General features: G+C 40.1%; 23 protein-coding genes and 1 pseudogene. 15 read left to right on the forward strand and 9 right to left on the reverse strand.

Going from position 1 to position 24,027, the window contains the following annotated elements; all coding sequences use genetic code 11:
- Positions 1-85: 85 nt before the first annotated feature.
- The 4 genes from tpiA (at position 86) to ABC357_RS00170 (ending at position 4,902) form a co-directional block, all read left to right on the forward strand.
- Entirely contained in the window at positions 86-847 is a 762-nt protein-coding gene (gene tpiA, locus ABC357_RS00155; RefSeq protein ID WP_412885560.1) for a triose-phosphate isomerase, read from the forward strand.
- A complete protein-coding gene (gpmI, locus tag ABC357_RS00160; RefSeq protein ID WP_412885561.1) occupies positions 840-2,375 on the forward strand; it encodes a 2,3-bisphosphoglycerate-independent phosphoglycerate mutase in 1,536 nt (511 codons plus the stop codon). The genes tpiA and gpmI overlap by 8 nt, the downstream gene beginning before the upstream one ends.
- Positions 2,376-2,404: 29 nt before the next feature.
- A complete protein-coding gene (gene eno, locus ABC357_RS00165) occupies positions 2,405-3,700 on the forward strand; it encodes a phosphopyruvate hydratase (protein ID WP_412885562.1) in 1,296 nt (431 codons plus the stop codon).
- Between the two features lie 755 nt (positions 3,701-4,455).
- Positions 4,456-4,902 (forward strand): PH domain-containing protein, encoded by a 447-nt coding sequence (locus tag ABC357_RS00170; protein ID WP_412885563.1) that lies wholly within the window; start codon positions 4,456-4,458, stop codon positions 4,900-4,902.
- 120 nt (positions 4,903-5,022) lie between these two features.
- On the opposite strand, the gene manA is transcribed toward ABC357_RS00170, so the two are convergent.
- The 4 genes from manA to ABC357_RS00190 all read right to left on the reverse strand — a co-directional run bounded on the left by manA (position 5,023) and on the right by ABC357_RS00190 (position 10,173).
- Positions 5,023-5,964, reverse strand: a complete 942-nt coding sequence (manA, locus tag ABC357_RS00175) for a mannose-6-phosphate isomerase, class I (protein WP_412885564.1) — start codon at positions 5,962-5,964, stop codon at positions 5,023-5,025.
- A 107-nt stretch (positions 5,965-6,071) separates the two neighbouring features.
- Positions 6,072-8,018 (reverse strand): fructose-specific PTS transporter subunit EIIC, encoded by a 1,947-nt coding sequence (locus tag ABC357_RS00180; protein WP_412885565.1) that lies wholly within the window; start codon positions 8,016-8,018, stop codon positions 6,072-6,074.
- Between the two features lie 329 nt (positions 8,019-8,347).
- The gene (locus ABC357_RS00185) at positions 8,348-9,274 is read right to left on the reverse strand and encodes a sensor histidine kinase (protein ID WP_412885566.1); all 927 of its coding nucleotides are present in this window, start codon (positions 9,272-9,274) and stop codon (positions 8,348-8,350) included.
- Positions 9,275-9,483: 209 nt separating this feature from the next.
- Entirely contained in the window at positions 9,484-10,173 is a 690-nt protein-coding gene (locus ABC357_RS00190) for a response regulator transcription factor (RefSeq protein WP_412885567.1), read from the reverse strand.
- A gap of 290 nt (positions 10,174-10,463) precedes the next feature.
- Between ABC357_RS00190 and ABC357_RS00195 the strand changes: the two genes are divergently transcribed.
- On the forward strand, positions 10,464-11,831 hold the full coding sequence (locus tag ABC357_RS00195) for an ABC transporter permease (protein WP_412885568.1): 1,368 nt from the start codon (positions 10,464-10,466) through the stop codon (positions 11,829-11,831).
- Positions 11,832-11,842: 11 nt separating this feature from the next.
- Positions 11,843-12,529, forward strand: a complete 687-nt coding sequence (locus ABC357_RS00200) for an ABC transporter ATP-binding protein (protein ID WP_412885569.1) — start codon at positions 11,843-11,845, stop codon at positions 12,527-12,529.
- A 428-nt stretch (positions 12,530-12,957) separates the two neighbouring features.
- Here the strand turns inward: ABC357_RS00200 and ABC357_RS00205 are convergent, their stop codons facing one another.
- Positions 12,958-14,913: a BglG family transcription antiterminator gene (locus tag ABC357_RS00205; RefSeq protein WP_412885570.1), complete on the reverse strand. Its 1,956-nt coding sequence runs from the start codon at positions 14,911-14,913 to the stop codon at positions 12,958-12,960.
- 310 nt (positions 14,914-15,223) lie between these two features.
- Here ABC357_RS00205 and ABC357_RS00210 point away from each other — a divergent pair, with 310 nt between their 5' ends.
- The 3 genes from ABC357_RS00210 (at position 15,224) to ABC357_RS00220 (ending at position 16,953) form a co-directional block, all read left to right on the forward strand.
- Positions 15,224-16,006 (forward strand): HAD family hydrolase, encoded by a 783-nt coding sequence (locus ABC357_RS00210; RefSeq protein WP_412885571.1) that lies wholly within the window; start codon positions 15,224-15,226, stop codon positions 16,004-16,006.
- A gap of 75 nt (positions 16,007-16,081) precedes the next feature.
- Entirely contained in the window at positions 16,082-16,507 is a 426-nt protein-coding gene (locus ABC357_RS00215; RefSeq protein WP_412885572.1) for a YrvL family regulatory protein, read from the forward strand.
- Between the two features lie 95 nt (positions 16,508-16,602).
- Complete coding sequence (locus tag ABC357_RS00220; RefSeq protein WP_412885573.1) at positions 16,603-16,953, forward strand: hypothetical protein; 351 nt, start codon at positions 16,603-16,605, stop codon at positions 16,951-16,953.
- Between the two features lie 46 nt (positions 16,954-16,999).
- On the opposite strand, the gene ABC357_RS00225 is transcribed toward ABC357_RS00220, so the two are convergent.
- The 4 genes and pseudogenes from ABC357_RS00225 to ABC357_RS00240 form a co-directional block, all read right to left on the reverse strand.
- Positions 17,000-17,503, reverse strand: coding sequence for a DinB family protein (locus ABC357_RS00225; RefSeq protein ID WP_412885574.1), 504 nt, complete (start codon positions 17,501-17,503; stop codon positions 17,000-17,002).
- Positions 17,504-17,632: 129 nt separating this feature from the next.
- A pseudogene (locus tag ABC357_RS00230) lies at positions 17,633-18,076 on the reverse strand (DJ-1/PfpI family protein); the annotation flags it as partial.
- Positions 18,077-18,575: 499 nt separating this feature from the next.
- Positions 18,576-19,295 carry a YebC/PmpR family DNA-binding transcriptional regulator gene (locus ABC357_RS00235; RefSeq protein WP_412885575.1) on the reverse strand — a complete coding sequence of 240 codons (720 nt, stop codon included), beginning with the start codon at positions 19,293-19,295 and terminating at the stop codon, positions 18,576-18,578.
- 406 nt (positions 19,296-19,701) lie between these two features.
- Complete coding sequence (locus ABC357_RS00240; RefSeq protein WP_412885576.1) at positions 19,702-20,241, reverse strand: YceI family protein; 540 nt, start codon at positions 20,239-20,241, stop codon at positions 19,702-19,704.
- 428 nt (positions 20,242-20,669) lie between these two features.
- Between ABC357_RS00240 and ABC357_RS00245 the strand changes: the two genes are divergently transcribed.
- The 6 genes from ABC357_RS00245 to ABC357_RS00270 all read left to right on the forward strand — a co-directional run bounded on the left by ABC357_RS00245 (position 20,670) and on the right by ABC357_RS00270 (position 23,995).
- On the forward strand, positions 20,670-20,927 hold the full coding sequence (locus tag ABC357_RS00245) for a DUF2164 domain-containing protein (RefSeq protein WP_412885577.1): 258 nt from the start codon (positions 20,670-20,672) through the stop codon (positions 20,925-20,927).
- A gap of 52 nt (positions 20,928-20,979) precedes the next feature.
- Complete coding sequence (locus tag ABC357_RS00250; protein WP_412885578.1) at positions 20,980-21,138, forward strand: hypothetical protein; 159 nt, start codon at positions 20,980-20,982, stop codon at positions 21,136-21,138.
- Positions 21,139-21,303: 165 nt separating this feature from the next.
- The gene (locus ABC357_RS00255) at positions 21,304-21,444 is read left to right on the forward strand and encodes a hypothetical protein (RefSeq protein ID WP_412885579.1); all 141 of its coding nucleotides are present in this window, start codon (positions 21,304-21,306) and stop codon (positions 21,442-21,444) included.
- Positions 21,445-22,085: 641 nt separating this feature from the next.
- A complete protein-coding gene (locus ABC357_RS00260) occupies positions 22,086-22,505 on the forward strand; it encodes a helix-turn-helix domain-containing protein (RefSeq protein WP_412885580.1) in 420 nt (139 codons plus the stop codon).
- A gap of 29 nt (positions 22,506-22,534) precedes the next feature.
- The gene (locus tag ABC357_RS00265; RefSeq protein WP_412885581.1) at positions 22,535-23,269 is read left to right on the forward strand and encodes an ABC transporter ATP-binding protein; all 735 of its coding nucleotides are present in this window, start codon (positions 22,535-22,537) and stop codon (positions 23,267-23,269) included.
- Between the two features lie 81 nt (positions 23,270-23,350).
- Positions 23,351-23,995, forward strand: coding sequence for an ABC transporter permease (locus tag ABC357_RS00270; protein ID WP_412885582.1), 645 nt, complete (start codon positions 23,351-23,353; stop codon positions 23,993-23,995).
- Positions 23,996-24,027 lie beyond the last annotated feature (32 nt).

Raw genomic sequence — 24,027 nt, forward strand, 5'->3', positions numbered from 1 at the left:
GCATTATTGTTATTCTTATTAAGGGCCCTAATAGGGATGCCGATACTGTCGAAATGTGAGTTAAATTAGAGAGGATGGTACTTACATGCGTAAGCCAATTATCGCTGGTAACTGGAAAATGAATAAAACACTTGCTGAAGCGAAAAGCTTTGTAGAGGAAGTAAAAAGCTTAGTACCTTCTAACCAAGCAGTTGATTCAGTAGTATGCTCACCAGCACTATTCTTAGATCAACTTGTACAAGCTACAAAAGGAACTGACCTTGCAGTCGGCGCACAAAACATGCACTTCGAAGAAAATGGAGCATTCACTGGCGAAATTTCACCAGTTGCTTTAGCTGACCTTGGAGTACAATATGTGATCCTTGGACACTCTGAGCGCAGAGAAATGTTCAATGAAACAGACGAGTCAGTGAATAAAAAGACTCTTGCTGCATTTAAGCATAACTTAACACCAATTGTTTGCTGCGGTGAAACATTGGAAGAGCGTGAAAGCGGCAAAACAAATGAGCTTGTTGGAGCTCAAGTAGAAAAAGCGCTTGTTGGATTGACTCCAGAACAAGTAAAAGAAACAGTTATCGCATACGAGCCTATCTGGGCAATCGGTACTGGTAAATCTTCAACATCTCAAGATGCTAATGAAGTTTGTGCACACATCCGTTCAGTTGTTGCATCTCAATTCTCTCAAGATGTAGCTGATGCTGTCCGCATTCAGTATGGCGGTAGCGTTAAGCCTGAAAACATTAAAGAATATATGGCTCAATCTGACATCGACGGCGCTTTAGTCGGCGGAGCAGCTCTTGATCCAAAATCTTTCCTTCAATTGTTGGAGGCTGGTAAAAATGACTAAGGCACCAGTTGCATTAATCATCCTGGATGGCTTCGGACTTCGCGATGTAACGCAGGGAAACGCTGTTGCACAGGCTAAAAAGCCTAACTTCGACCGTTATTGGAACCAATACCCGCACGCTACATTGCGTGCTGACGGTGAATTTGTAGGCCTTCCTGAAGGCCAAATGGGCAACTCAGAAGTAGGACATTTGAACATCGGCGCAGGACGCGTCGTGTACCAAAGCCTAACACGTGTGAATGTTGCAATCCGTGAAGGTGAATTCGACAAGAATGACACTTTCACAGCTGCAATGGACCATGTGAAGAAAACGGGAAAAGCCCTTCACTTATTTGGTCTTTTATCGGATGGCGGTGTACATAGCCATATCGACCATTTATTTGCTCTTCTTAAGCTAGCTGCAAAAGAAGGCGTGAAAAATGTATACGTACATGCAATCCTTGATGGCCGCGATGTTGGCCCGCAAACGGCGAAGGGTTACATTGAACGTACTGAAGCTGTAATGAAAGAACTGGGTGTAGGTCAAATCGCTACAGTATCCGGTCGTTATTACAGCATGGACCGCGACCAACGCTGGGAACGTGTAGAGAAATCTTACCGAGCTATGGTGTATGGAGATGGTCCAACTTACTCAACACCTCTTGAAGCAGTGGAAGATTCATATAACAATGGAATCTTTGACGAGTTCATGCTTCCTTCAGTCATCACGAAGGAAGATGGGTCGCCAGTTGCAACGATTCAAGACGAAGATGCAGTTATTTTCTACAACTTCCGTCCTGACCGTGCAATCCAGATTTCAAACACATTCACGAACGAAGACTTCCGTTCTTTCGACCGTGGAGATAAAGCGCCGAAGAACCTATTCTTCGTATGCTTCACTCACTTCTCTGAAACCGTTAAAGGGTATGTTGCATTCAAACCGACAAACCTTGATAACACAGTAGGTGAAGTACTTTCGCAAAACAACCTGAAACAGCTTCGCATTGCTGAAACGGAAAAATATCCTCACGTAACGTTCTTCATGAGCGGCGGACGTGAAGAGAAATTCCCGGGGGAAGAGCGTATACTGATTAACTCTCCTAAGGTAGCAACTTATGACTTGCAACCTGAGATGAGTGCTTATGAAGTAACGGATGCATTACTGAAGGAAATTGCTGAAGATAACTTTGATGCAATCCTTCTTAACTTCGCAAACCCTGACATGGTAGGCCACTCAGGCATGCTTGAACCGACCATTAAGGCAATCGAAACGGTGGATGAGTGCTTAGGCAAGATTGTGGAAGCGATCGAATCTAAAGGCGGTTATGCAATCATTACTGCTGACCATGGTAACTCAGATGAAGTAGTTACTCCGGAAGGCAACCCTATGACTGCTCATACAACAAATCCGGTTCCAGTCATTGTTACGAAGGACGGAGTAACACTTCGCACCGACGGCAAGCTGGCTGACCTTGCACCAACAATGCTTGATTTGTTAAATGTAGAAAAACCTGCAGAAATGACAGGCTCTACTCTTATTAATAAATAATATTTGAACTAAAAAGGAGATAATTTAAAATGCCATACATTCAATTCGTATATGCACGTGAAGTTCTTGATTCTCGTGGTAACCCAACTGTAGAAGTAGAAGTAATGACTGAGTCTGGTTTCTTCGGACGCGCTCTAGTGCCATCTGGTGCATCAACTGGTGAATATGAAGCAGTTGAACTTCGTGACGGCGACAAATCACGTTACCTTGGCAAAGGTGTTACAAAAGCTGTAGACAATGTAAACAACATCATCGCTGAAGCAGTAATCGGCATGGACGTTACTGACCAAGTTGGTATCGACCGCACAATGATCGAGCTTGATGGAACAGAAAACAAAGGTAAATTGGGTGCAAACGCAATCCTTGGTGTTTCTATGGCTGTTGCTCACGCTGCTGCTGATTCTGTAGGTCTTCCATTGTACCGTTACCTTGGCGGATTCAACGCTAAGCAACTTCCAACTCCAATGATGAACATCATCAACGGTGGATCTCACGCTGACAACAACGTTGACTTCCAAGAATTCATGATCCTTCCTGTTGGAGCTCCAACTTTCAAAGAAGCGATCCGTATGGGTGCAGAAGTATTCCATAACCTTAAAGCAGTTCTTCATGACAAAGGCCTTAACACAGCAGTAGGTGACGAAGGCGGTTTCGCTCCAAACCTTGGTTCTAACCGTGAAGCATTGACTGTTATCATCGAAGCAATCGAAAAAGCTGGTTACACAGCTGGTAAAGATATCATGTTAGGCATGGACGTTGCTTCTTCTGAGTTCTACAACAAAGAAACTGGCACTTATGATCTAGTTGGTGAAGGACGCACTGGTCTTTCTTCTGAAGACATGGTTAATTTCTACGAAGAGCTTTGCAACGAATTCCCAATTCTATCTATTGAAGATGGTCTTGACGAAAACGACTGGGATGGCCACAAATTGTTAACTGACCGTATTGGTGAAAAAGTTCAACTTGTTGGTGATGACTTGTTCGTAACAAACACTAAAAAGCTTGCTGAAGGTATTGAAAAAGGAATTTCTAACTCAATCCTTATCAAAGTTAACCAAATCGGTACATTGACTGAAACATTCGATGCAATCGAAATGGCTAAACGCGCTGGCTACACTGCAGTTGTATCTCACCGTTCTGGTGAAACAGAAGATGCTACAATCGCTGACATCGCTGTTGCAACTAACGCTGGTCAAATCAAAACTGGTTCTATGTCACGTACAGACCGTATCGCTAAATACAACCAACTTCTTCGCATCGAAGACGAGCTTGGCGATTTAGCAGTATACGATGGAATCAAATCTTTCTACAACATCAAGCGCTAATTAGCTGTTGATGAAGTAGGCTGAATGAAGGCCATACAATAAAAAAACCACCCTATCATGTGTGAGAAATCCACATGGTAGGGTGTTTTTTTGTCTAGTCACCTTTATAGAGGTAATCGCGCTTCAGGTTGCTCGCTTTCCGCGGGGCGGGCGATGAGCCTCCTCAGCCTGGGTGGGCTTCCGGGGTCTCATCTGTCCCGCTGATCCCGCAGGAGTCTCGCACCTTCCGCTAAGATAAGCTGAATAATCACCAAGTTAAAAAACATAATCCTCTTTAAATAAATTCTATGTGTAAGATAAAGAGTATAAAGCTGGTTATATTTATATCACAACAATGATAAACAGCCACAATGAAGGACTGCAATCTGACCGGTCCGTTTATCCTCTTATACTCCGTCTTGGCTATTTGGGAAAGACTCTCCTTACATTTTAGCTATATGGTGTTCAGTGCTCTTTAAGGAGATTGGTCAGAAAAAAGGCTTTCAGCCGCAGTACAAGCCATCGGTAAGTAGAGGGGTGGCTCATTCTATGGTACGATCCTTAAATCAGCCAAGCACTCCTCTTCAGGCTTTATATATTCCCTAGATATTAAATGGTACGCAATCGGAAACGGATTGCTTGCAATTCCGATGGTTCCGCAGCTTCTTTCATCCGTAGACGTATAGGCTTCACGCAAAATGCTAAAATACTTTGCGAAAAAGATAACAGGTAATATTAACCTCCACGCTTTACTTAGTTATAAGGATATAATAAGGGTGTCGAATACGAACCATGATCGGTTTGTGATGGAGGAGAACAGTTTGCTGATAAAGAAGCAGGTAAGGGAACAATTAGTGGAAGTAGAGAAAAAGTATCAGGTTAATTTGGATATGTACAGAAACAAGCTGGCATTCAAGGATCTGCCTGATGTACTGTTTGCGGATGAAGTCATCCAGTTCATAACGGCAGGTTACTATAATGGGAATAATTATATGCTCGTTTGTACAAATAAACGTATATTGGCGATGGATAAAGGAATGCTGTATAAATTGCGCTTAGAGGAAATTCCTTTGAATCGAATCAAGTCGGTTTCTTACAGGAAGAAACTCCTTTTTGCCGAGATGGAAATCATCACTACGTATGCAACGATAACAATTGATCAAATGTATAAAGACCAGGTGGCCCATTTTGCTGCTGCCATAGAAGAGCAGTTGCAGCCATAGTTTTTATAAGAAGCCTTCCATTTAGTTTGAAGGCTTTTTTCTATGCCTTTTAGTGGGCGAACTGTTTGTCTTTCATAAAAAAAACCGCCAATTTAAGACGGTTTTTTTATACCTATTCCATTACACATGCGACACAATTAATTCAAGCTCTCCCTCTAACTCGAAAGCACCGAACTCAGCAGGCAATAAGAAATGGTCTCCTTTTTTTACTGCATATTTCTTGCCATTGTGGGAAAGTGTCCCTTGACCTTCGATTGCGCTGCATAATAAAAATGGATGTGTCTGCTCGAATGGAGCCAAACCTTGAATTTCCCATTTATCTACTGAGAAATAGCCATTTTTCACAAAGGTAGTGATTGTTGCACCATCTATATGTTTCTTTTCAAATGACAATTGCTCAGGGGCAAAGGGCACAGTTATGACATCCTTGGATTTTTCTAAATGCAGTTCTCTTTCATTGCCTGAAGCATCTTTGCGGTTGTAATCGTAAAGGCGATAGGTGGTGTCGGAGTTCTGCTGTGTTTCCAGCACTAATGTCCCCTTGCAAAGGGCATGGACGGTTCCGCTCGGCACGTAGAAGAAATCGCCTTTTTTGATATTGACGACTGAAAGCAACTCATCCCAATCTCCTTCGTCGATCATTTTCTCCAACTCTTCCTTCGATTGTGCGTTGTGGCCAAAAATTAATGTAGCATCTTCATCACAGTCGATAATATACCAGCATTCCGTTTTCCCCAGTTCGCCATTTTCATGCTCGTTTGCATAGGTGTCATCTGGATGTACCTGTACAGATAAATCATCGTTTGCATCTAGTATTTTCGTCAATAAAGGAAAGGTTTCCCCAGGTAAATGGCCAAATAATGCACGCTGCTCTTTCCATAGATCCGCTAAAGATAATCCCTTATAGGATCCTTGTTTTACAACACTTGGCCCATTTGGATGGGCAGAAAAAGCCCAGCATTCACCTGTTTTATCAGACGAAAGCTCGTATCCGAAGGAACTTAATCTTGTTCCACCCCAAATTCTTTCCTGCATTACCGGTTCAAAAAATAAAGGTTCCATTATTTATTCCACTCCCTGATGTCTGTATTCTGTTAAGCATAGCTTTATGAAACAATGGAAGCCTATCCTCCATATGCCGGTGGCAGGCTTCCATTATTGTCTTCCTTTTATGCGATTTCTTCTAGTAATGCATATGCTTCATTTTTGGTCGAAGCAGCTAATAATTTTTCTCTATATTGTTCATCCATCAATTGTCTTGAGAGCATCTGAAGGATTTTTAAATGGGCATTTCCTGCGCTGCTTTCAGGTACGGCAATCATGAAAATCAGTTTTGCATCTGTGCCGTCCAAGCTTTTCCAATCAACGCCGTCCTTTTTGATACCGAACACAACACTTGGTTTTTTCACTGCCGCCGATTTCCCATGGGGAATGGCGATATTCATGCCGATACCGGTAGATCCTTCTTTTTCACGATTAAGGATCGCCTGCTTGAATTCTTCTTTTGAATGCAATGCATCCACTGAATCTAGTTTTGAAATCATTTCATCAATGATTTCCCCCTGTGTTTTACCTGTTAAATTTGTTTCAATCAATTCAAAACTGGTGATATCTGTTAATTTATTAATTTCTGCTACAGCTTCTTGTTTCTCCTGGGCTGGTTGCTCTGTCATTGGAACAACATTATCTGCCTTTTCGGGTGCTTCTGGGATAGAAGATTCTACATCTTTTTTCAGTAAATTAACCATTATCGCCGTTACAATAGAACCAGCCACAACGGCTACGAAGAACATTAATACATTATCTACAGCCCCAAGCAGAGCGACAATCGGCCCGCCGTGAGCGACACGGTCTCCGACATGGAATAGCATCGCGATAACAGAACCTGTCATTGAACCAACCACGATACTTGGAATAACGCGAAGCGGATCTTGTGCTGCGAATGGAATGGCCCCTTCTGTAATTCCGAATAAGCCCATTGTGAAAGCTGCCTTACCTGCTTCACGATCCTGTTGAGCAAATTTGCGTTTGTTGATGAATGTAGCCAAACCTAAACCGATTGGCGGGATACAGATGGCTACTGCAATTGGTCCCATGATTTCGTAGTTACCTTCAACGATCATTGCTGAGCCGAACATGAATGCCACTTTATTGAAAGGGCCGCCCATATCAACAGCGATCATTGCTCCTAGTATCATGGCTAATACGATAGAACTTGCTCCTTGCATACCTGCCAACCAGGCGGTCAGCCATTCAAATACGCTAGAGATCGGGCCGCCGATAAATAAGATAAATAATAAACCGACAAACAATGAACCGAATACCGGAAGAATAATGATTGGCATGATTGGCATAATTGCTTTTGGTACTTTAATTTTCTTGATGCCTAATACGATATAACCCGCAAGGAAACCGGCTACAATCCCGCCAAGGAATCCTGCTCCTGCTTCACTTCCATAAAAACTTCCGTTTGCTGCAATAAAACCTCCGACCATACCCGGAACCAAACCAGGCTTGTCAGCTATACTGAATGCAATATAACCGGCAAGGATCGGTACCATGAAACCGAACGCCGCACCGCCGATTCCGTTAATCGTATGCCAAATTGAATCTTCTGGGATCACAATTCCCCCAGGTGTATTTTCGCCGCCCAGAGCCAATGAAATGGCCACTAAAAGTCCACCGACTACGATGAACGGTACCATGAACGAAACACCGTTCATTAAGTGTTTATAGATCGCGCCTACAATGCCTGATTTTTTTCCAGCATCTGTGCCGTTGTTCGAAGTGGCCTCGGATTCCTTATAAACAGCCACTTTGTTTTCTTCAAATTGCTTAAATAATTTTTCTGGCCTACGGATTCCTTCTTGGACTCCGACAACAAGTAAACGCTTACCTTTAAAGCGTTCTTTATCAACTTGCCGGTCTGCTGCGATGATGATTCCGTCCGCTTCCTGGATTTCTTTTGCTGTTAATGCATTCTCAACGCCAACTCCGCCTTGAGTTTCGACCTTCATTTGGATTCCTAATTGATCCGCCGCTTTTTGAAGATTTTCAGCAGCCATATAGGTATGTGCAATCCCATTCGGGCATGACGTTATAGCCAATAACTTCATGAAAGTTATCCTCCTTGTTATGAAAATGTTTTCATCTCTTGTCTATAACTATAATCGGTTCATAAAAATATAAAGTTCAGATTTTTACCGTAGTCTCCGGTAATACGGAAACTTGGGTGTCATAAGAATCCTATGGGAATGGCGGCGTTGGGTAGCCCAACAAAACCGCCAATTCTCTAAAGTGGAAATAACAGTGAATGACCAAATGATAATGACCAAAGATTTGATAGTAAGAAGGAACATGAAGTGCGTGAAGAGCCTTTCAGAAAGGTAGTAACGATTCCCCTTATGAAGAAGTAATTTGCATTTTCATTCAAAAGATTTGTTTTTTAGAGAAAAACGGTTACCGATGTCCCTTCCCCAGCCGTACTTTTTACAAGAATCTGGTCGTGATATCGCTCGATTACCAGTTTTACAATCGCCATGCCGAGACCTGAACCGGGAACTTTCTGCGATCGGGAATGATCTGCACGATAAAATGGCTCAAAGATATGGAGGATAACTTCTTCTGACATCCCGATTCCTGTATCTATGATTTCAACGCCTGTCTTATGACTCTCTTCAAAAACACGAATCTCGACCGATCCACCATCTCGATTATATTTAATCGCATTTTCCACTAAATTGAAAAGTGCTCGATACAGAAGAGCTTTATTGCTTTTTACTAATTTTTCTTCTCCTGTAAGCCGGATGGTTACGTTTTTTTCCTCGGCTTTTGGGGAAAGTTCCTTTATCATCTGTTCTAAAAGATTTTTCATGCCAACAATATCATCAGCGCTTTCTACCCGTTCGTTTGCCAGTGCAAGCAAGCCGTCAACTGTTTTTCGCAGTCGATCTATACAGATCTTGGTATCCTGTGTAAACTCCCGGTATTCCTCAGCACTAGGTTCTCCACTCATTTCAAGCACTTGAAGGGCCGTATAGACAACGGATAATGGAGTCTTTAACTCATGAGCGGCATTGGAAGAGAAATTTTTCTGTACAGCAAATGAGTCTTCCAGACGGTCCATCATCACGTTAAACGACTGTGTAAGAGTGAACACCTCGTCTTCAGCCTTGGGTAAATCTACCCGCTGATTTAGGTTTTGCTCATCGATTTTACGAATGGAATTTGTTAAGCTGGCCAGTGGCCTTAGCATACGGCCTGTCACCCAATAGGTGAAGGCAAGTGAAATAAAGATAGTCAGAAGCATCATTAGGATACCCTGAATAGAAAAGCCTTGTGTTGCTGCCACATATGTATCTTTATCTGTCATATCAATGTCCTGCGTCCTTTTTGTCTGACCTTCCCACAACAAGTCCTTATCTGTTCCGGAATCTTGGCCTTTATAGGTTTGAGGCTCATTGAGGAGAGAAATATAATAGCCTCTCGCTGAATATAGAGAATTGAATGTTAGAACGAAACAGGCAAGGGTCAAAATTAATCCGACAAAAAAAGTGATTTTTACACGTAGGGACCATTTTTTCATGATACATTCATGTCCGGATTGTTGATGCGATATCCCTGCCCGCGTATTGTTACAATATAGCCGTCATTCCCGGTTGCGGCGGTTAATTTCTTTCGGAGAGAATGGATATGAAAGCGAAATGAGTTGGAGAAAAGGTCGACTTCGCTGTCCCATACATGTTCAATTAGTTCCTCTGTGCTGACTACTTTGCCCTGGTGATACATCAGGTACTGTAAAATAGAATATTCCTTTTTAGTCAACTCGATAGGTGTGTTATTGTAGGCAACGATCTTAGCTGCGGTATCTAGGCATAGGCTGCCACAGTGTAACTTGGTATTCTCGATTTGGATACGACGGCGGAGTAGGCTGCGTATACGGGCCTCAAACTCTCCAAAATCAAATGGTTTTGTCAGATAATCGTTGCAGCCGCTGTCCAATCCTTTAATTTTATCTTCCACTTTATCACGGGCGGTAAGGATTAAAATCCGAAAATGTGCATCTTCTTCTCGAATCGTGCGTAGAACCTCCATCCCTTCGATTACCGGTATATTTAAATCAAGTATCATTAAATCATAACTGTTTACCGCATAAAGCTCGAGAGCCTCTTCCCCATCATATGCGCAATCGACGGCATAACCTAGTTTGCGTAGGCCGCGTGCCACAAATTTGGAGAGCAGTTCTTCATCTTCTACAAGTAGCAATTTCATCACATCATCCACCTTTTATCAAATAGTATAACCATATCACAGTGAATGTTAGATGATTGTTTAGAAGTAATCAGCGTATTTGAATCGACCATTAATAGAAGGGCGCTGGATCATCTCTAATCTTCAAATTGACATTCTTTTTTTAAAGTGAACTGCACGCTGTCTTCGATTTGCATTATTTTATGAAACTTTATAATTGGACGATTAATATTCATCTAACATTCATCTAACAATCGATTTGTTAGGCTCTTACTTGTCAAACGACAATAAATTAAAGGAGCTGAAAAAACATGTACATTTTCATGAATGCTATAAAAAATCTTGGCAGAAACAAAGGAAGAAACATGTTAATGGCTGTCATTATCTTTTCCATTATTGTAACGACAGTCGTTTGTATTACGATAAATACAACAACAAATTCTATTATTGATGATTATAAGTCCCGTTTTGGTTCAGAGGTTACACTTACATTTAATGAAAAAATGGCAAATCTCCCGATGGATGAGTTTAAAGAGGCGACAACTAAGCAACAACTTGAATATGGGAAATCTGATTTGTTACAAAAAAAAGTAATTAATTTAAAAGTGATGTTTTCAACAGAATTGAAAGCATTAGATGAAGAAACTTCACTAGGGCAGGAATTGGAACCTATCAGAGACACCGGCAATATTGTTCAGTCTGCACTTCCAGCAAAAGGACTTATTATCGGTAGTTCTGAAAAAAACATTTCAGAAGAATTTAAAAAAGGAACTCGAAAAATTATAAAGGGTAAACTATTCAAAAATAAAAATGAAGTAATCATAAGTGAAAAGTTTGCGAAACTGAATAATCTTTCGGTAGGGGACACAATTAAGGTAACTAGTATCATTGAAGAGAAGCCTATGGCGGAACAATTGAAAGTGACAGGTATTTATGTGGATAAGTCGATACCAGATCCAACACTTTCTCAAATAAAAAAACCAGTAACAAACAGAGATAATGAAATTTTAACAAGCCTAGAAACAGCTGCAAGTATGGAAATGAGTGATGAAACAGGAATTGTAGAGTCTAGGTTTTTCTTGAAGAACCCCTCGTTATTGCCTGCTTTTGAAAAAGAATTGAGAGAAAAAGGTCTGCCAGAATTTTATGATGTATCAACAGATGAAGCTGGCTACAAACAAGTAATTGGACCTATTGAAGGTCTTGCGAACATTTCAAATCTCTTTTTGAAAGTAGTATTCGTACTTGGTTCTGCCCTTTTAATCTTGCTATCAACACTTTCGATTCGAGAAAGAAAGTATGAAATCGGTGTATTGCGTGCAATGGGTATGAAAAAAGGGAAATTAGCTCTTGGATTACTTTCCGAGACATTAGTGGTAACAATGGTCTGTCTTGTTTTAGGACTAGGTATAGGATCAGTAGCGTCGCAGCCAATAGCCAATGGCTTGCTTCAAAATCAAGTTGGACAACCGCAAGAGAGTTCAAATATGGATCAAGTGATATCAGGGGAAGATAATTCAGATTTAGAACCGCTTAGTGAATTAAGCGTTTTGTTAAGCGCCGATGCAATTGGCCAAATTGTGCTGATATCTCTTATACTGGCATGCATTTCAAGCTTAGTAGGGATTTTGTTTATCACTAGATTTGAACCAAGAAAGATACTCTCTGAAAGGAACTGAGGTAGATTAATATGAATTTATTATCAATGGAAAAAGTTGACTATCAGTATGAAGGAGCTTCAAAGAAAACATTGAAGAATCTTAGTATCGATTTTAAAGCAGGAACGCTTTATGGCATTATTGGAAAATCAGGCGCAGGAAAGAGTACGATATTGTCTCTGATTTCGGGCCTTGACCTTTGTACATCTGGCGTTATTATGCATAAAGGGAAAAACATCCAGCATATCGATCGAGATGTATATCGTGCAAAAGGAATTGGCGTTATCTTTCAAGGCTATAACCTTTTAACAAATGCTACAGCATTAGAAAATATTATTCTTTCTATGAACATTAGTGGAAGTAAAGTGAAGAATAAAGAGACATATGCTTACGCATTGCTAGCAAGAGTAGGCATTGGCCGTGAAGAAGCCAATCGTAAAGTATTGAAATTGTCTGGAGGAGAACAGCAACGTGTAGGAATTGCTAGAGCTTTATCTCACGATCCAGACATTATAATTGCTGATGAACCAACAGGTAATTTAGACAAAGATACGGAAGAAAATATTATGAACATTTTACAGTCACTCGCACATGAAAAGAATAAATGTGTCATTGTCGTTACCCATTCAAAAGAAGTAACAAAATATGTGGATGAGCTTTGGGGACTAAACGCTGGAAACTTGTTATTTCTAAAAGAAACGCATGAATCTAAGGCATAAGAATATATGTGATCAGGGGGCTGTTGTATCGATCGTTTTTAACCCTTTGTTTATCTATTAATACTATTCAAGTGGGACCACACATTAAATGGACATCTGGCATCAAGCGATTGTTTTAAGGGTACAAACAGTGGAATGATCTCCAAGCATAATTCGAAACAGAATGTAAAATGATGATAGTAGAAGAATGGAATCAAACAGAAAACATGTATTATAGAGAGTACAATAGGAAAAATCAAAATCTTTAAGGGCATGGAATCAATTAATTATGGAAGTTTATGGAGAGTGGTACGTAAACTCCTTCAATTTAATGCCATCTTGCTATTGGGTGCATTGTCTATAAGAAGTATAAAAAAGCCTGTATCGATGATACCGAGTAATCATTGATACAGGCTTTTTTATGTATCGCGTATGCACCCTTCTTTCATTTACATGTTATTCAGCTTTTCCAAAAAACTCATTGTATCCTTTTCCCTAATCAAGGATTGGATTTGTTCCGGCTGCTCACACAAGTATGAAAGCTCCTGAAACAGCGCCTTTAATTCATCTGGCTTGTCATTTTTAACGGCTATCATAAACACCAATGAGACAAGCTCGGTTCCCCATGTAAGTGGTTTTTTTAAAGTGGCTATGGCTATGGCCGACTGTTTGATAAATTTGGGGTTGCCATGCGGAATGGCGATGCCTGCTCCGATGGTTGTCGAAGACATTTTTTCTCTTGCGATTGTATTGGCGATAAATTCTTCTTCCACGTATCCTTTTTTATATAAGCCTGTCGCTAATTCTTCAATGAGCGTATAGGGATGGTCCTTTTCTATTTGTAAAAAAACCAGAAATGGATTTGTGAAATTCATAAAATTGGATTGTTTCACTTTTCTCTCTTGGGGCTCATTCAATCGCATAATATATTCCCTTAGCTTTTGTTCTTCTGCTGCTTCAAATAGCGGCGATACGACGATATGCGGTATATGTACAGCCGAAAGCCCGACAGTTGAAATGATTAAATCAACCTGATTGTCCTTTAAATATTCCTTTAGATCCTCTTTTGAAATACATCCCTTAATATGGATGAGCCGCATCTTTCTTTCAATTTTCGTCCTTAATAACTGTGACATGCCGATTCCCATATGGCACACAATAACTGCTTGTTTCAGTTTTCCTTCATTTTTCTCGAAACGCTCTACTGCAGCCTGGAAATGGAGCGTCAAATAGGCTGCTTCTTCCTCGGGGATTTTAAAAGGCATATCCGCTTCTGCTTCATCGAGGGCAGTAATGATCATATTGAACATGAATGGATACATGTTTTTTATTTCATTCAGCATCGGATTGGATATGGCTAAACTATATTGAAGCCGGTTTAAAGTGGTATATAAATGGACTTTTAATCCTTCTTTTAAGGTTATATCGTTTGTGAAATCCAGGGCGTGCAAATCAGACATCCGTTCAATTAAATAAGCCAATAGTTTCGTTAACCTATCATTGTTTTCGGATAGATTCAATTTTGCAGCCAATTCGCCATTTTGCCGATAACGGAATTTTCCTCCCAGAATATGAAGTGTCAAATAAATGACTTCATCCTCCGGGAACCGCAGTGAAAAATGATGCTCTAATTTATGTAAATAGTCATTTGTCCACATATATTCCTGTTTGTTTTGCAGCGCGCTCTTTTCTTTTTCATAAACGGAGATCGGCTGATTCAGTTTAACCCTTTTAATCATGAAAAGTGTATGTACCAGTAGACTTTCCAATGACTCATCAGCAAAGAAAATCGAATGGCTGCTTTGCAGTTTTTTTAACTCAGCCAGTACAATGTCAATTTCGTGGGAAGAAAATTGTTTTTTGATAAAATGATTGGTCAGTTCCTGATTATTAACCAGTTCCGGCAGCTTTGACAGCGCTTTCCTCTTGTTCCCTTCACTGCCTTCCACACTTAACCCATGCTTTTGTTTAGATACTAGCAACAAATCAAAATGATTCAGCCATTCTTTAATAACTTCTAAATCTTTTTTTATAATGTTTCGGTTTACGAAGTATTGAGAAGAAAAATCCAGGGCGGACAGTGCCTTTGTACCCATCAACAGCTGGTATGCGATTTGAAGTGTTCGTTCATCATCCGATAGGAACGATGGAGTTTTATTTGTTAAGTGGAGTTTGTTGAACACCTTTACTTTTTCATGGTCTGCAATCTCCAAATATACGCCTAAACCCGGTTTTCTGATCAGTGATGCATTGGAATGCTGAGTTAGATAATCTTCTATCTTCTTAAAATCATTCCTGATTGTCTTTTCTGAACAGCCGACTCTTTCAGCTAGGTCATTGACCAAAAAAGGTTGGCCTGCAGCTGTCAATAATGTTTTTAAAATCTCTTGCTGTCTATTATTCATGCAGTGCTCCTCCTTTCTTTTTATATAATCCCTTTATCTCTTAAGAGGTGTTTACGTTATATTTGTATAACTAAATCATAATACACACAATAGTAATAATTGTAAAACAGAGCTTTTAATGTATATATGGCAGAGGATATTACGTGCTGTTATAAATACTATATATTATTTGTGTATAACGAAATTTTATTAGAATATATACTTTGATCCGCTATTCTTATTTCTTGATAAACTGAATATAAGTCTGTATTTTCAGATAGTATCTGTGTATGATTATTATATGGATTGGATAATGGGAGAGTGGGAGAACATGCTGAAGGCGATACTATTCGATTTGGATGATACATTGTTATGGGATCAAAAGAGTGTAAGTGAAGCATTCAAAGCAACATGCAGCTATGCGGCAGAAAAGTATAATATATCAAGCGAACAATTGGAGGACGCCGTAAGAAAAGCGGCAAGGGAGCTTTATGCTTCTTACGATACATATGAATTCACTCAAATGATCGGTATTAATCCGTTTGAGGGATTATGGGGAGATTTTGGAGACGGCCATCTGGAGTTTCCGAAAATGAAAGAATTGGCTCCTGGCTATCGGAAAGGTGCCTGGACGCAGGGGCTTTTGATGATGGGGATCCAGGACCAGGAATTAGGGGCGAAGTTAGCTGAACGCTTTCCGGAAGAGAGAAAAAAGAATCCGTTTGTATATGAGGAAAGCCTGCGCGTACTAGATGCTTTGAAAGGAAAATATAAACTGGGCCTGCTGACAAATGGTTCACCAGAGCTGCAGAAGACGAAACTGTCAATCACGCCGGAAATTGCTCCTTATTTTGATGAGATCATTATTTCCGGATCCTTTGGAAAAGGAAAGCCGGATGCTTCTATCTTTGAATTCGCGCTGGATCAAATCGGCGTTGGGCCGGATGAGGCCCTTATGATAGGCGATAATCTGATGACTGATATATTAGGTTCCAATCGGGCAGGAATCAAAAATGTGTGGATTAACCGCCATGGAAAAGAACGGAACGAGGTTGAACCAACCTATGAAATCAAGCATTTGGAAGAATTGTATGCTATTTTGGAAACAGTGTAGAATAGGCCATTGCCAAACATTGAATCTGTTCGCCGGTTCCTCCAATTGTTATGCTTATCGGAGAGGTGAATGTCAATGGAAAAGAAGGGCTTCAAAAGAGGGAATATCCTATTTATTGCCGTATTAACGATCAGTTTATTGATCATGGTCGGAATCTGTTTTTTCATTTATGCCGGTTTCCTGTCTTTTTTCGGATTTGAATATCAATCTGCACGTTCATTGATTCTTTTTTTATTCGTCCTATTTATAGGTGGAGGAATATTGGAATGGTTGGTGTTCTTGTTCAGGGCAGTATTAGCACTCCTTGGGATGCATCAGAAATTAATTCTTTTTCTGGCGCTGTTATTTGAACTTGCAGGATTGTTTATGGTAATCCATACGATTGACCGATTGATGGTTAGTATATCAATACCTGAATCTACGGAAGCTTTATTTGCTCTCTGCTTAGTTTTATTGGAATGGGTATTCAAGTCGTTAGGGAATAACCGTAAAGCAGCTTGAGCTCATGGAAGCATTCCATTTGGGGCAGAGTTATAATAGAAGTGGAAGATGCATCATATGGCAGCAATCAATGACCCTTTGAAGGAGGAAGCACCATGGGAGCAACTGTGAAGCCCACAATTACATTGGATGAAGTCAGTAAAGCGGATATTAGGGTAGGCACGATTACTCAGGTAGAAGATGTAGAGAAATCGAAAAAATTAGTGAAGTTGACTGTAGATTTCGGCGACTTCAAACGGACAATCCTTGCCGGTTTGAGGGGTGAAAGAGAAAATCCCGCTGAGATTGAAGGGAAACAAGCTTTATTTATTGTTAATTTGGCGCCTAAGAAAATGGCTGGCGAGGTATCAGAGGGAATGCTCTTTGATATCGGGTATGAAGATGGGATAATCCCTGTGCTTGCACAGCCTGAAAGACCGGTCCCTAATGGAACGAGAGTAGGATAGACTAGCTATATAGGAGCGATTCCCGGATTGGGAATCGCTTTTGTTCTTAAGATTGGACTTCTTTTCCTGCGGATAAAAAGGATGTTACCTGCTTTTTGTGGTGGTTGTCATGCCAAATGAATGAACATATATAGCTATAAAGCGTATGGGGATGGCCTGTGTATTCATCGATTTTTTCTCCGTCCAATGAAAAAGCTTCAAAAAAAGCATTGTCTGTCTTTTCGCGAAGAGCTGCTATCAGTTTTTTTCTGCTCTGTAAGATTTCTTCAATTAAATCGTTTCTAGTTATGCCGGAGATTGCATAGTCTGTCGCTAGGTCATTTACTTCCTGGATGGGTTTACTGCGGACATCAGCATCTTGTTTCATTTGAGGGAGGATTTCATTTGCCACATATTCATCCCATAGCATCATATGTGCGACTATCTGTGCACAGGACCACTTCCCGTCAGTGATTGGCTGATGAAAATGGGCATCGTCCAATGTCTTTAAACCCTCAATCCAAAGGATGGAACGGGCAAATTCATCCACTATCTTCTGTGGCTGTTCCATGTAATCAACTCCTTCTGTTTTCTCTTTCATTACTATTCTTCAAAAGAATTGAAATTCCTTTTTGAACGGGCAAGATGAGCATTTTTTTTTGGGAGTTAAACCAGATACCACTTTTCATCAAAGGATAGATCAAGCGTCTTTCCTATTAAAATCCCGAATTGTATAAAATCCTTTTCCTTTTGCAGTTAATACCTTTCCATCTTGGACTATAAGATCATCCAGATAATTAGTATGATCAAAAATACCTGCTGCTTCACGATTTTCTTTAGTTATGCCAATCGTATATTTTTTGCCTTTTAGCACGCCTGATTTCGCAAGGAGATATGGAGAACTTGAAATACTAGCAATTAATGATACTTGCTTTTCCAAACGTTTAATAAACTCGAAAATGTTTGTCTCATTTTGTAAAGCTAAAATATCCATGCAACCTGTTAGTAAAAGACTATCTATTTCTTCCCAATTAACTTGTTCAATAGAAACGTCTGGCAAACAAGTAAGACCAGATTCCCCTTGTATTGGTTCATTATTTACCCCTACAGTGATTACTGGTTTACCTCCTTGCATTAGGATGGATAAAGCGACTGTGAGTTCATATTCACTATATTGCGGATATAATAGTACGGCTGTTTTTTTTCATACATTTCCCCTGTATAGAGACTTTTTTTTAACGCTTTTATTAATTGTAATTAAATGTACAATTGGTTTGGATTTCATTTATCCTTTAACTGACTTATCAAAATTCCATCTTGTTTATGTATATAAAATACCGTAAAATTCCATTTTTAACTTAGATTAACCTACTCTGTCGTTCGATAAAAAATAAGCCGTCACATTGACAGCTTTGCTCTTCTTTTATTTCATCTAGTTCATCAGTTTTTTTTATTAGTTGTTTCATAAATACGTTCTTATAAAAAAAGATGATTATTCTATCGAAGAGTTGTGGAGGAATATGCGAAAGTGAAAAGAAGCTGCTCAATTAGAACAACTCTGCTATTGAAGGGCAAATAGCAATAGCAACGGAATCCTACCAAAAAAAACAGACCTTTAGGGGTCTGTTTTTGTAGGAGAGCTTTTATTCTCCTAAATCCACATTATGGTACACTTGCTGAACATCTTCCAAATCCTCGATCGCATCGATCATTTTCTCGAATTGCGCTTGAGCATCTTCTGGAAGAGTCATTTCATTTTGGGCAAGCATCGATAGCTCGGCGACAGTAAATTCAGTAATTCCAGCGTCCTTGAATGCTTGTTGGACTGCATGGAATTGATCAGGCTCAGCATAAACGATCACTGAATCATCCTCTTCAAGGATATCGCGAACATCTAGATCCGCTTCCATTAAAAGTTCCAATACTTCATCGGCTGTTTTTCCTTCGATGCCGATAACAGCAGTTGAATCAAACATGTAGGCAACAGAACCGCTGACTCCCATATTTCCGCCGTTCTTTCCGAAAGCTGCACGGACATCGGAAGCTGTGCGGTTTACGTTATTTGTCAAAGCATCTACGATCACCATTGACCCGTTCGGCCCGAAACCTTCATAGCGAAGCTCGTCATAATTTTCATCTGAACCGCCTTTCGCTTTTTCGATGGCACGGTCGATGATTGTTTTTGGTACACTATATGTTTTGGCGCGTTCAAGTACGAATTTCAATGCTTGGTTTGATTCCGGATCCGGTTCGCCCTGCTTGGCTGCCACGTAGATTTCACGGCCAAATTTAGCATAAATGCGGCTAGTATTAGCATCTTTTGACGCTTTTTTCTCTTTGATATTGTTCCATTTACGGCCCATATTGTTCCACTCGCTTTCAAGAAATAATCTGTATAAAAGGAATAGGAAAATGCGTTTTCCCGCCCTTTTGAAAAATGAATATAAAGCTACTGCATATGTTTAGTGATTCTGGTCCGTGGCCATTTACGGCCCGAATTTTTCATACGCTCTATTATACCTTATTTTGATTGTCAGTTTCGAGTCTTATCATGAAAAATTACTGCTTGTAAAGGTGTTCCCAAATCTTAGGGACGGTAAACAAATTTCATAAGAGATAGAGCAGCTTTTAAGGGCCGACTCTTATACAAAAGGATCGATTTTTTCAAAGCCGGCAATTTAACCGCAACTTAATGTGATTGATAGCTCCATTAAACACAAAAAAAGACAGCGTAATGACTGTCTTTTTTTATCGTATGTTTTTTACCATTTATTCAGCGGCAGGCGCCTCTGGATTAAGCTCAAGCTCAACGAGGATTTTAATATCTTTGCCTACTAAAACTCCGCCTGTCTCAAGTGTTGTATTCCAAGTAAGGCCGAATTCTTCACGATTAATAGATGCTTCAGCATCAAAGCCATATACTTCCTGGCCCCAAGGATTTGTCCCTTTACCGTTATACGCCACATCGAATGTTACCGGTTTTGTTACGTCTTTAATGGTTAGATCTCCAGTAACTTTATAGTCGCTTCCAGATCCCGCAATACTTGTTGATTTGAATGTCATTTCTGGATATTTTTCTGTATCAAAAAAATCAGCTGATTTTAAGTGATTATCTCGATCTTCACTTTTTGTGCTGATGCTTGCCATTTCGAAAGCGAATGAGATGTTTGCTGATGCAAGGTCTGCCAAGTCTGCTGCAATGACTTCAGCTGTATAGTTTTCAAATGTCCCTTTCACTTTTGAAACCATCATATGTTTTACTTGGAACCCGATGTTTGAATGTGATGTGTCTACTGTGTATTTAGCCATAATAAAATTCCTCCCTTTAATATATCTCTAATTCGAGATATTAACTCAAAGTATAGGGCGATAAATCCAAAGATCCCTGTTTACCGCCACTGTACGATTCAAGTATTATCCGTTAATTCAACTATACAAAATAATTATCTCTAAGTCAAGATATTTTATTTAGTAATATATGATTTATTTTAATCTGTTTTGAGAATAACAAAGAGTAGGGCAGTTTTTGTCTAGTGCCGGGGAAATCGGACATCTATCCGAAAACAACCTTTAGTAACAAAATATATATATGGAAAAGATGTTGAAAAAAGAAGTGAAACAACCATCTTTTTTTGAAAGAAGGCGACGTGGCCTATATCCTTAAAAGTGCTAATGGAAGTAAAAAGGCACTTATATTGATATACTGAACATAAAACCATTAGTAAGGAGGACGAGCCATGCTTGTCATTAAAATTCCGAAAGAAGAAAAACAAGACCTGATCCAAAACATCCAACACCATTTTTATATAGAAAGAGATGAAGAAATAGGGGAATTGGCAGCCGAAAATTTTCTGGATTTCATGGTGAAACAGCTTTCTCCGCATATTTATAACCAAGCGATACATGATGCACAAAAAACAATTGAACAAAAGGTTATCTCACTGGAAGAAGACTTATATGCCCTTGTCCAACCAATCTCATATAGAGAAAGATAAACATGGCCATTCTATAATGATGGAAAAGCAATAACAGAAAGGGGACTAGGAGATGTGCGGTTGCAGCAGTCTTACGCAAGTAGTAATGGAGAAAGAGGAGCAACAGCGAAAAAAGAAGGAAGAGCAGAAAAATATCCTTCGTGGCCAAGGAAAAAATAACCTTGAAATTTGGATGGATATGCTGATGCAACGAATGAAAATCGAAAGATAAATTTGATTCCGTTCCATGGTTCAACCATGGGGCGTTTTTTTGTTTGCTCCAGTACTTTCATTCATCTATTTCATTCATTTATCACAATTCCATGATATTATGTAAGAATAATAATCTGAACATTATTAATGTTCCATTCAAATTAACGTGGGGGAGAGATGTTCGATGAATAAGAATCAAACTTGTGCTTGCTCGAAAAAATGCGGTCCGATTGGATCAGTTATATTAGCAGTCAGCGTATTAACTGTTATCCCAATTTTGGTTGCCGTGTGCGTTAAGAAAAGGAAGGAACGTTTGGAAGCGTGAAAAAAGAGAGTACAACCCATTCAACTTCTATAGACTATTCGCAGGATTACATAAGGATATGGGATGCAAAGGTGTGCATTAGCTTCGCTGCTATGATCTCCATTTTTAGTATAGGAATATGGAGGCTGCTTAAAATGGGGACTGTAGAATCGCAGAAATGGTTTGAACATTCCTCTAGTACATTCCAGGACCTCGTCCATTATATCCTCGCATCTGGGCATGGTACAGTTTATTTCATGGCCTCGACCAGTTGCATGTTAATCGGTTGTTTATTTTTATTATGTAATCTACACAGTTGCCTGGAAAAGAAACAGGAAAAGTAAGAAAAGGAGCTGTCCCCAAAAGCCATGCATGATGGCTTTTGAGGCAGCTTTTTTATTTAAAAGATATGCTGGTATATCATTTTGGGGATGTTGTAGATAAGAGGTGATGGTTTTTTTCGCCCATTCCTATATGAGTGAGTATCTTTCAGCATAAATGGCTAATTGAACGAATGTCAAATGGGCATTTATACTTCTTAGTGCCTTAACGTTAAAAAAATGTTCGTTAACTGTATGCAACCAAAGATAACATTCATGTCATTTTTAGTTGATAGACAACTTCATAAAATAACAGATAATAAAAGTAGAGGTGAAAAAAGTATGATTAGTATGAATTTGAAGAGATTGCGAATGTCTAACCATTTCACTCAAGAAGAGATTGCAGAAAAATTGAATGTATCCCGTCAAGCCGTAGCCAAGTGGGAAAAGGGAGAAACCATGCCGGATATCTCCAGTTGTATGGTTTTGGCCAATTTATATCATGTTACGCTCGATAATCTGGTTAATTATAGCGATGAAGCTTCCGGGTTGATGGTCCCTCCGAAAGGAAAACACTTTTTTGGCAGTGCAACAGTCGGAGACCGGGGGCAAATCGTCATACCGAAACAGGCTAGGGAAATATTCGGGATAGAACCGGGCGACCATCTTATTATTGTCGGCGATGAAGATCGGGGTTTGGCGATTATTCCACAAAACTATATGAAGATGTTTTTTGATCCGGCTGCCTTTTTCTCTGAATGAGAAAGAAAAAATGAAGGGAGGGCAAAAACATGAATACAGCAATTGAAATAGCGGGACTTACTAAACAATACCGTTCAAAGATAGCCGTTGACCATGTATCTTTATCTATCATCCAAGGTGAATTATTTTCTCTGTTGGGAGTGAATGGAGCAGGGAAAACGACTCTGATCAAAATGTTGTCTTGCCTGACAAAGCCGACTGAGGGGGATGCGTTGCTTATGGGAAACAGTATTCTCCGTAAACCTAAAAAGGTCAAAGAATACATAGCTGTGTCCCCGCAGGAAACAGCTATTGCCCCTAATTTGTCCGTCAGGGAAAATCTGGAGATGATGGCGGGTGTTCACGGGTTTGGAAAATCGGAAGCAAAGAGAAAAGCGGATGAGATGATCGGGCTTTTTTCGTTTGGAAATATGGAAAAACAGCGAAGCAAAACATTATCTGGAGGATGGCAACGGCGGTTGAGCATCGCAATGGCCTTGATCGGCGATCCGAAAATTCTCTTTCTTGATGAGCCGACACTGGGCCTCGATATCCTGGCGCGGCGAGAATTATGGGCTGTTATAAAGAATTTAAAGGGGAAGGCAACTATTATATTGACGACCCATTATTTAGAGGAAGCTGAAGCGTTGTCAGATCGGCTTTGCATTATGAAGGACGGTAGAGTCAGAGCATTGGGGACTGTAGACGAACTGAAGAAAAAAGCAGAAGCAGACCGATTTGAAGATGCTTTTGTCAGTCTGATTGCAGGAGGCGAACCAACATGAGAATGAATGTATTTGCGGCTAGGACTGCAAAAGAAATTCTGCGTGATCCTTTGTCTTTGTTTTTTGGCATCGGTTTTCCGGTTGTCCTTATCTTGCTGCTTTCCGATTAACCGGAACATCCCAAATGATTTATTTAATATTGAACAGCTGACCCCGGGTATCGCTGTATTCGGTTTATCGTTTATGTCACTGTTCTCTGCGCAGATTATTGCGAAGGATAGGGAGTCTTCATTGCTAGCAAGGCTATTCACTACACCGATGACAGCTTTTGATTTTATTTTGGGGTACACACTTCCCCTTATTCCAATGGCACTCGTGCAGAGTATCATCTGCTATTTGGTTGCTTTTTTGCTAGGAATGGATATGAATGCTTCTATTTTTGTTGCGTTAGCTATGATTCTACCGACCTCTTTCGTTTTTATCGGCATTGGCTTGCTTTGCGGAAGTGTATTGAATGAAAAGGCAGCCGTGGGTGTATGCGGGGCGTTACTTACCAATGTTACAGCATGGCTTTCAGGTACTTGGTTCAGCCTTGATCTTGTGGGAGGAATGTTCAAGACGGTTGCTTATTGGCTTCCATTCGCCCATGCGGTCGATATGGGCAAGGCAGCAGTGAATGGCGACTACAGCGGAATGCTGCCCCATTTTTGGTGGGTCCTTTTCTATGCACTGTTCTTTGTGATTATTGCCATATCAGTGTTCCGGAAAAAAATGATGATGGAGTAGTCTATGTCTGGGCTATAAGAGCTTTGGAAGTT

It is taken from the genome of Bacillus kalamii, assembly GCF_047238185.1.
GTDB lineage: Bacteria > Bacillota > Bacilli > Bacillales > DSM-1321 > Bacillus_AD.

Bases quoted from the DNA above. Each gene is read 5' to 3' on its own strand.
- tpiA (WP_412885560.1), top strand. From the start codon at position 86: ATGCGTAAGCCAATTATCGCTGGTAACTGGAAAATGAATAAAACACTT.
- ABC357_RS00215 (WP_412885572.1), top strand. From the start codon at position 16,082: ATGGAAAAGAAGGGCTTCAAAAGAGGGAATATCCTATTTATTGCCGTA.
- ABC357_RS00185 (WP_412885566.1), bottom strand. From the start codon at position 9,274: ATGACAGATAAAGATACATATGTGGCAGCAACACAAGGCTTTTCTATT.
- ABC357_RS00210 (WP_412885571.1), top strand. From the start codon at position 15,224: ATGCTGAAGGCGATACTATTCGATTTGGATGATACATTGTTATGGGAT.
- eno (WP_412885562.1), top strand. From the start codon at position 2,405: ATGCCATACATTCAATTCGTATATGCACGTGAAGTTCTTGATTCTCGT.
- ABC357_RS00200 (WP_412885569.1), top strand. From the start codon at position 11,843: ATGAATTTATTATCAATGGAAAAAGTTGACTATCAGTATGAAGGAGCT.
- ABC357_RS00180 (WP_412885565.1), bottom strand. From the start codon at position 8,018: ATGAAGTTATTGGCTATAACGTCATGCCCGAATGGGATTGCACATACC.
- ABC357_RS00250 (WP_412885578.1), top strand. From the start codon at position 20,980: ATGTGCGGTTGCAGCAGTCTTACGCAAGTAGTAATGGAGAAAGAGGAG.
- ABC357_RS00255 (WP_412885579.1), top strand. From the start codon at position 21,304: ATGAATAAGAATCAAACTTGTGCTTGCTCGAAAAAATGCGGTCCGATT.
- ABC357_RS00235 (WP_412885575.1), bottom strand. From the start codon at position 19,295: ATGGGCCGTAAATGGAACAATATCAAAGAGAAAAAAGCGTCAAAAGAT.
- ABC357_RS00245 (WP_412885577.1), top strand. From the start codon at position 20,670: ATGCTTGTCATTAAAATTCCGAAAGAAGAAAAACAAGACCTGATCCAA.
- gpmI (WP_412885561.1), top strand. From the start codon at position 840: ATGACTAAGGCACCAGTTGCATTAATCATCCTGGATGGCTTCGGACTT.
- ABC357_RS00225 (WP_412885574.1), bottom strand. From the start codon at position 17,503: ATGGAACAGCCACAGAAGATAGTGGATGAATTTGCCCGTTCCATCCTT.
- ABC357_RS00195 (WP_412885568.1), top strand. From the start codon at position 10,464: ATGTACATTTTCATGAATGCTATAAAAAATCTTGGCAGAAACAAAGGA.
- ABC357_RS00240 (WP_412885576.1), bottom strand. From the start codon at position 20,241: ATGGCTAAATACACAGTAGACACATCACATTCAAACATCGGGTTCCAA.
- ABC357_RS00190 (WP_412885567.1), bottom strand. From the start codon at position 10,173: ATGAAATTGCTACTTGTAGAAGATGAAGAACTGCTCTCCAAATTTGTG.
- ABC357_RS00260 (WP_412885580.1), top strand. From the start codon at position 22,086: ATGATTAGTATGAATTTGAAGAGATTGCGAATGTCTAACCATTTCACT.
- ABC357_RS00205 (WP_412885570.1), bottom strand. From the start codon at position 14,913: ATGAATAATAGACAGCAAGAGATTTTAAAAACATTATTGACAGCTGCA.
- ABC357_RS00220 (WP_412885573.1), top strand. From the start codon at position 16,603: ATGGGAGCAACTGTGAAGCCCACAATTACATTGGATGAAGTCAGTAAA.
- manA (WP_412885564.1), bottom strand. From the start codon at position 5,964: ATGGAACCTTTATTTTTTGAACCGGTAATGCAGGAAAGAATTTGGGGT.
- ABC357_RS00265 (WP_412885581.1), top strand. From the start codon at position 22,535: ATGAATACAGCAATTGAAATAGCGGGACTTACTAAACAATACCGTTCA.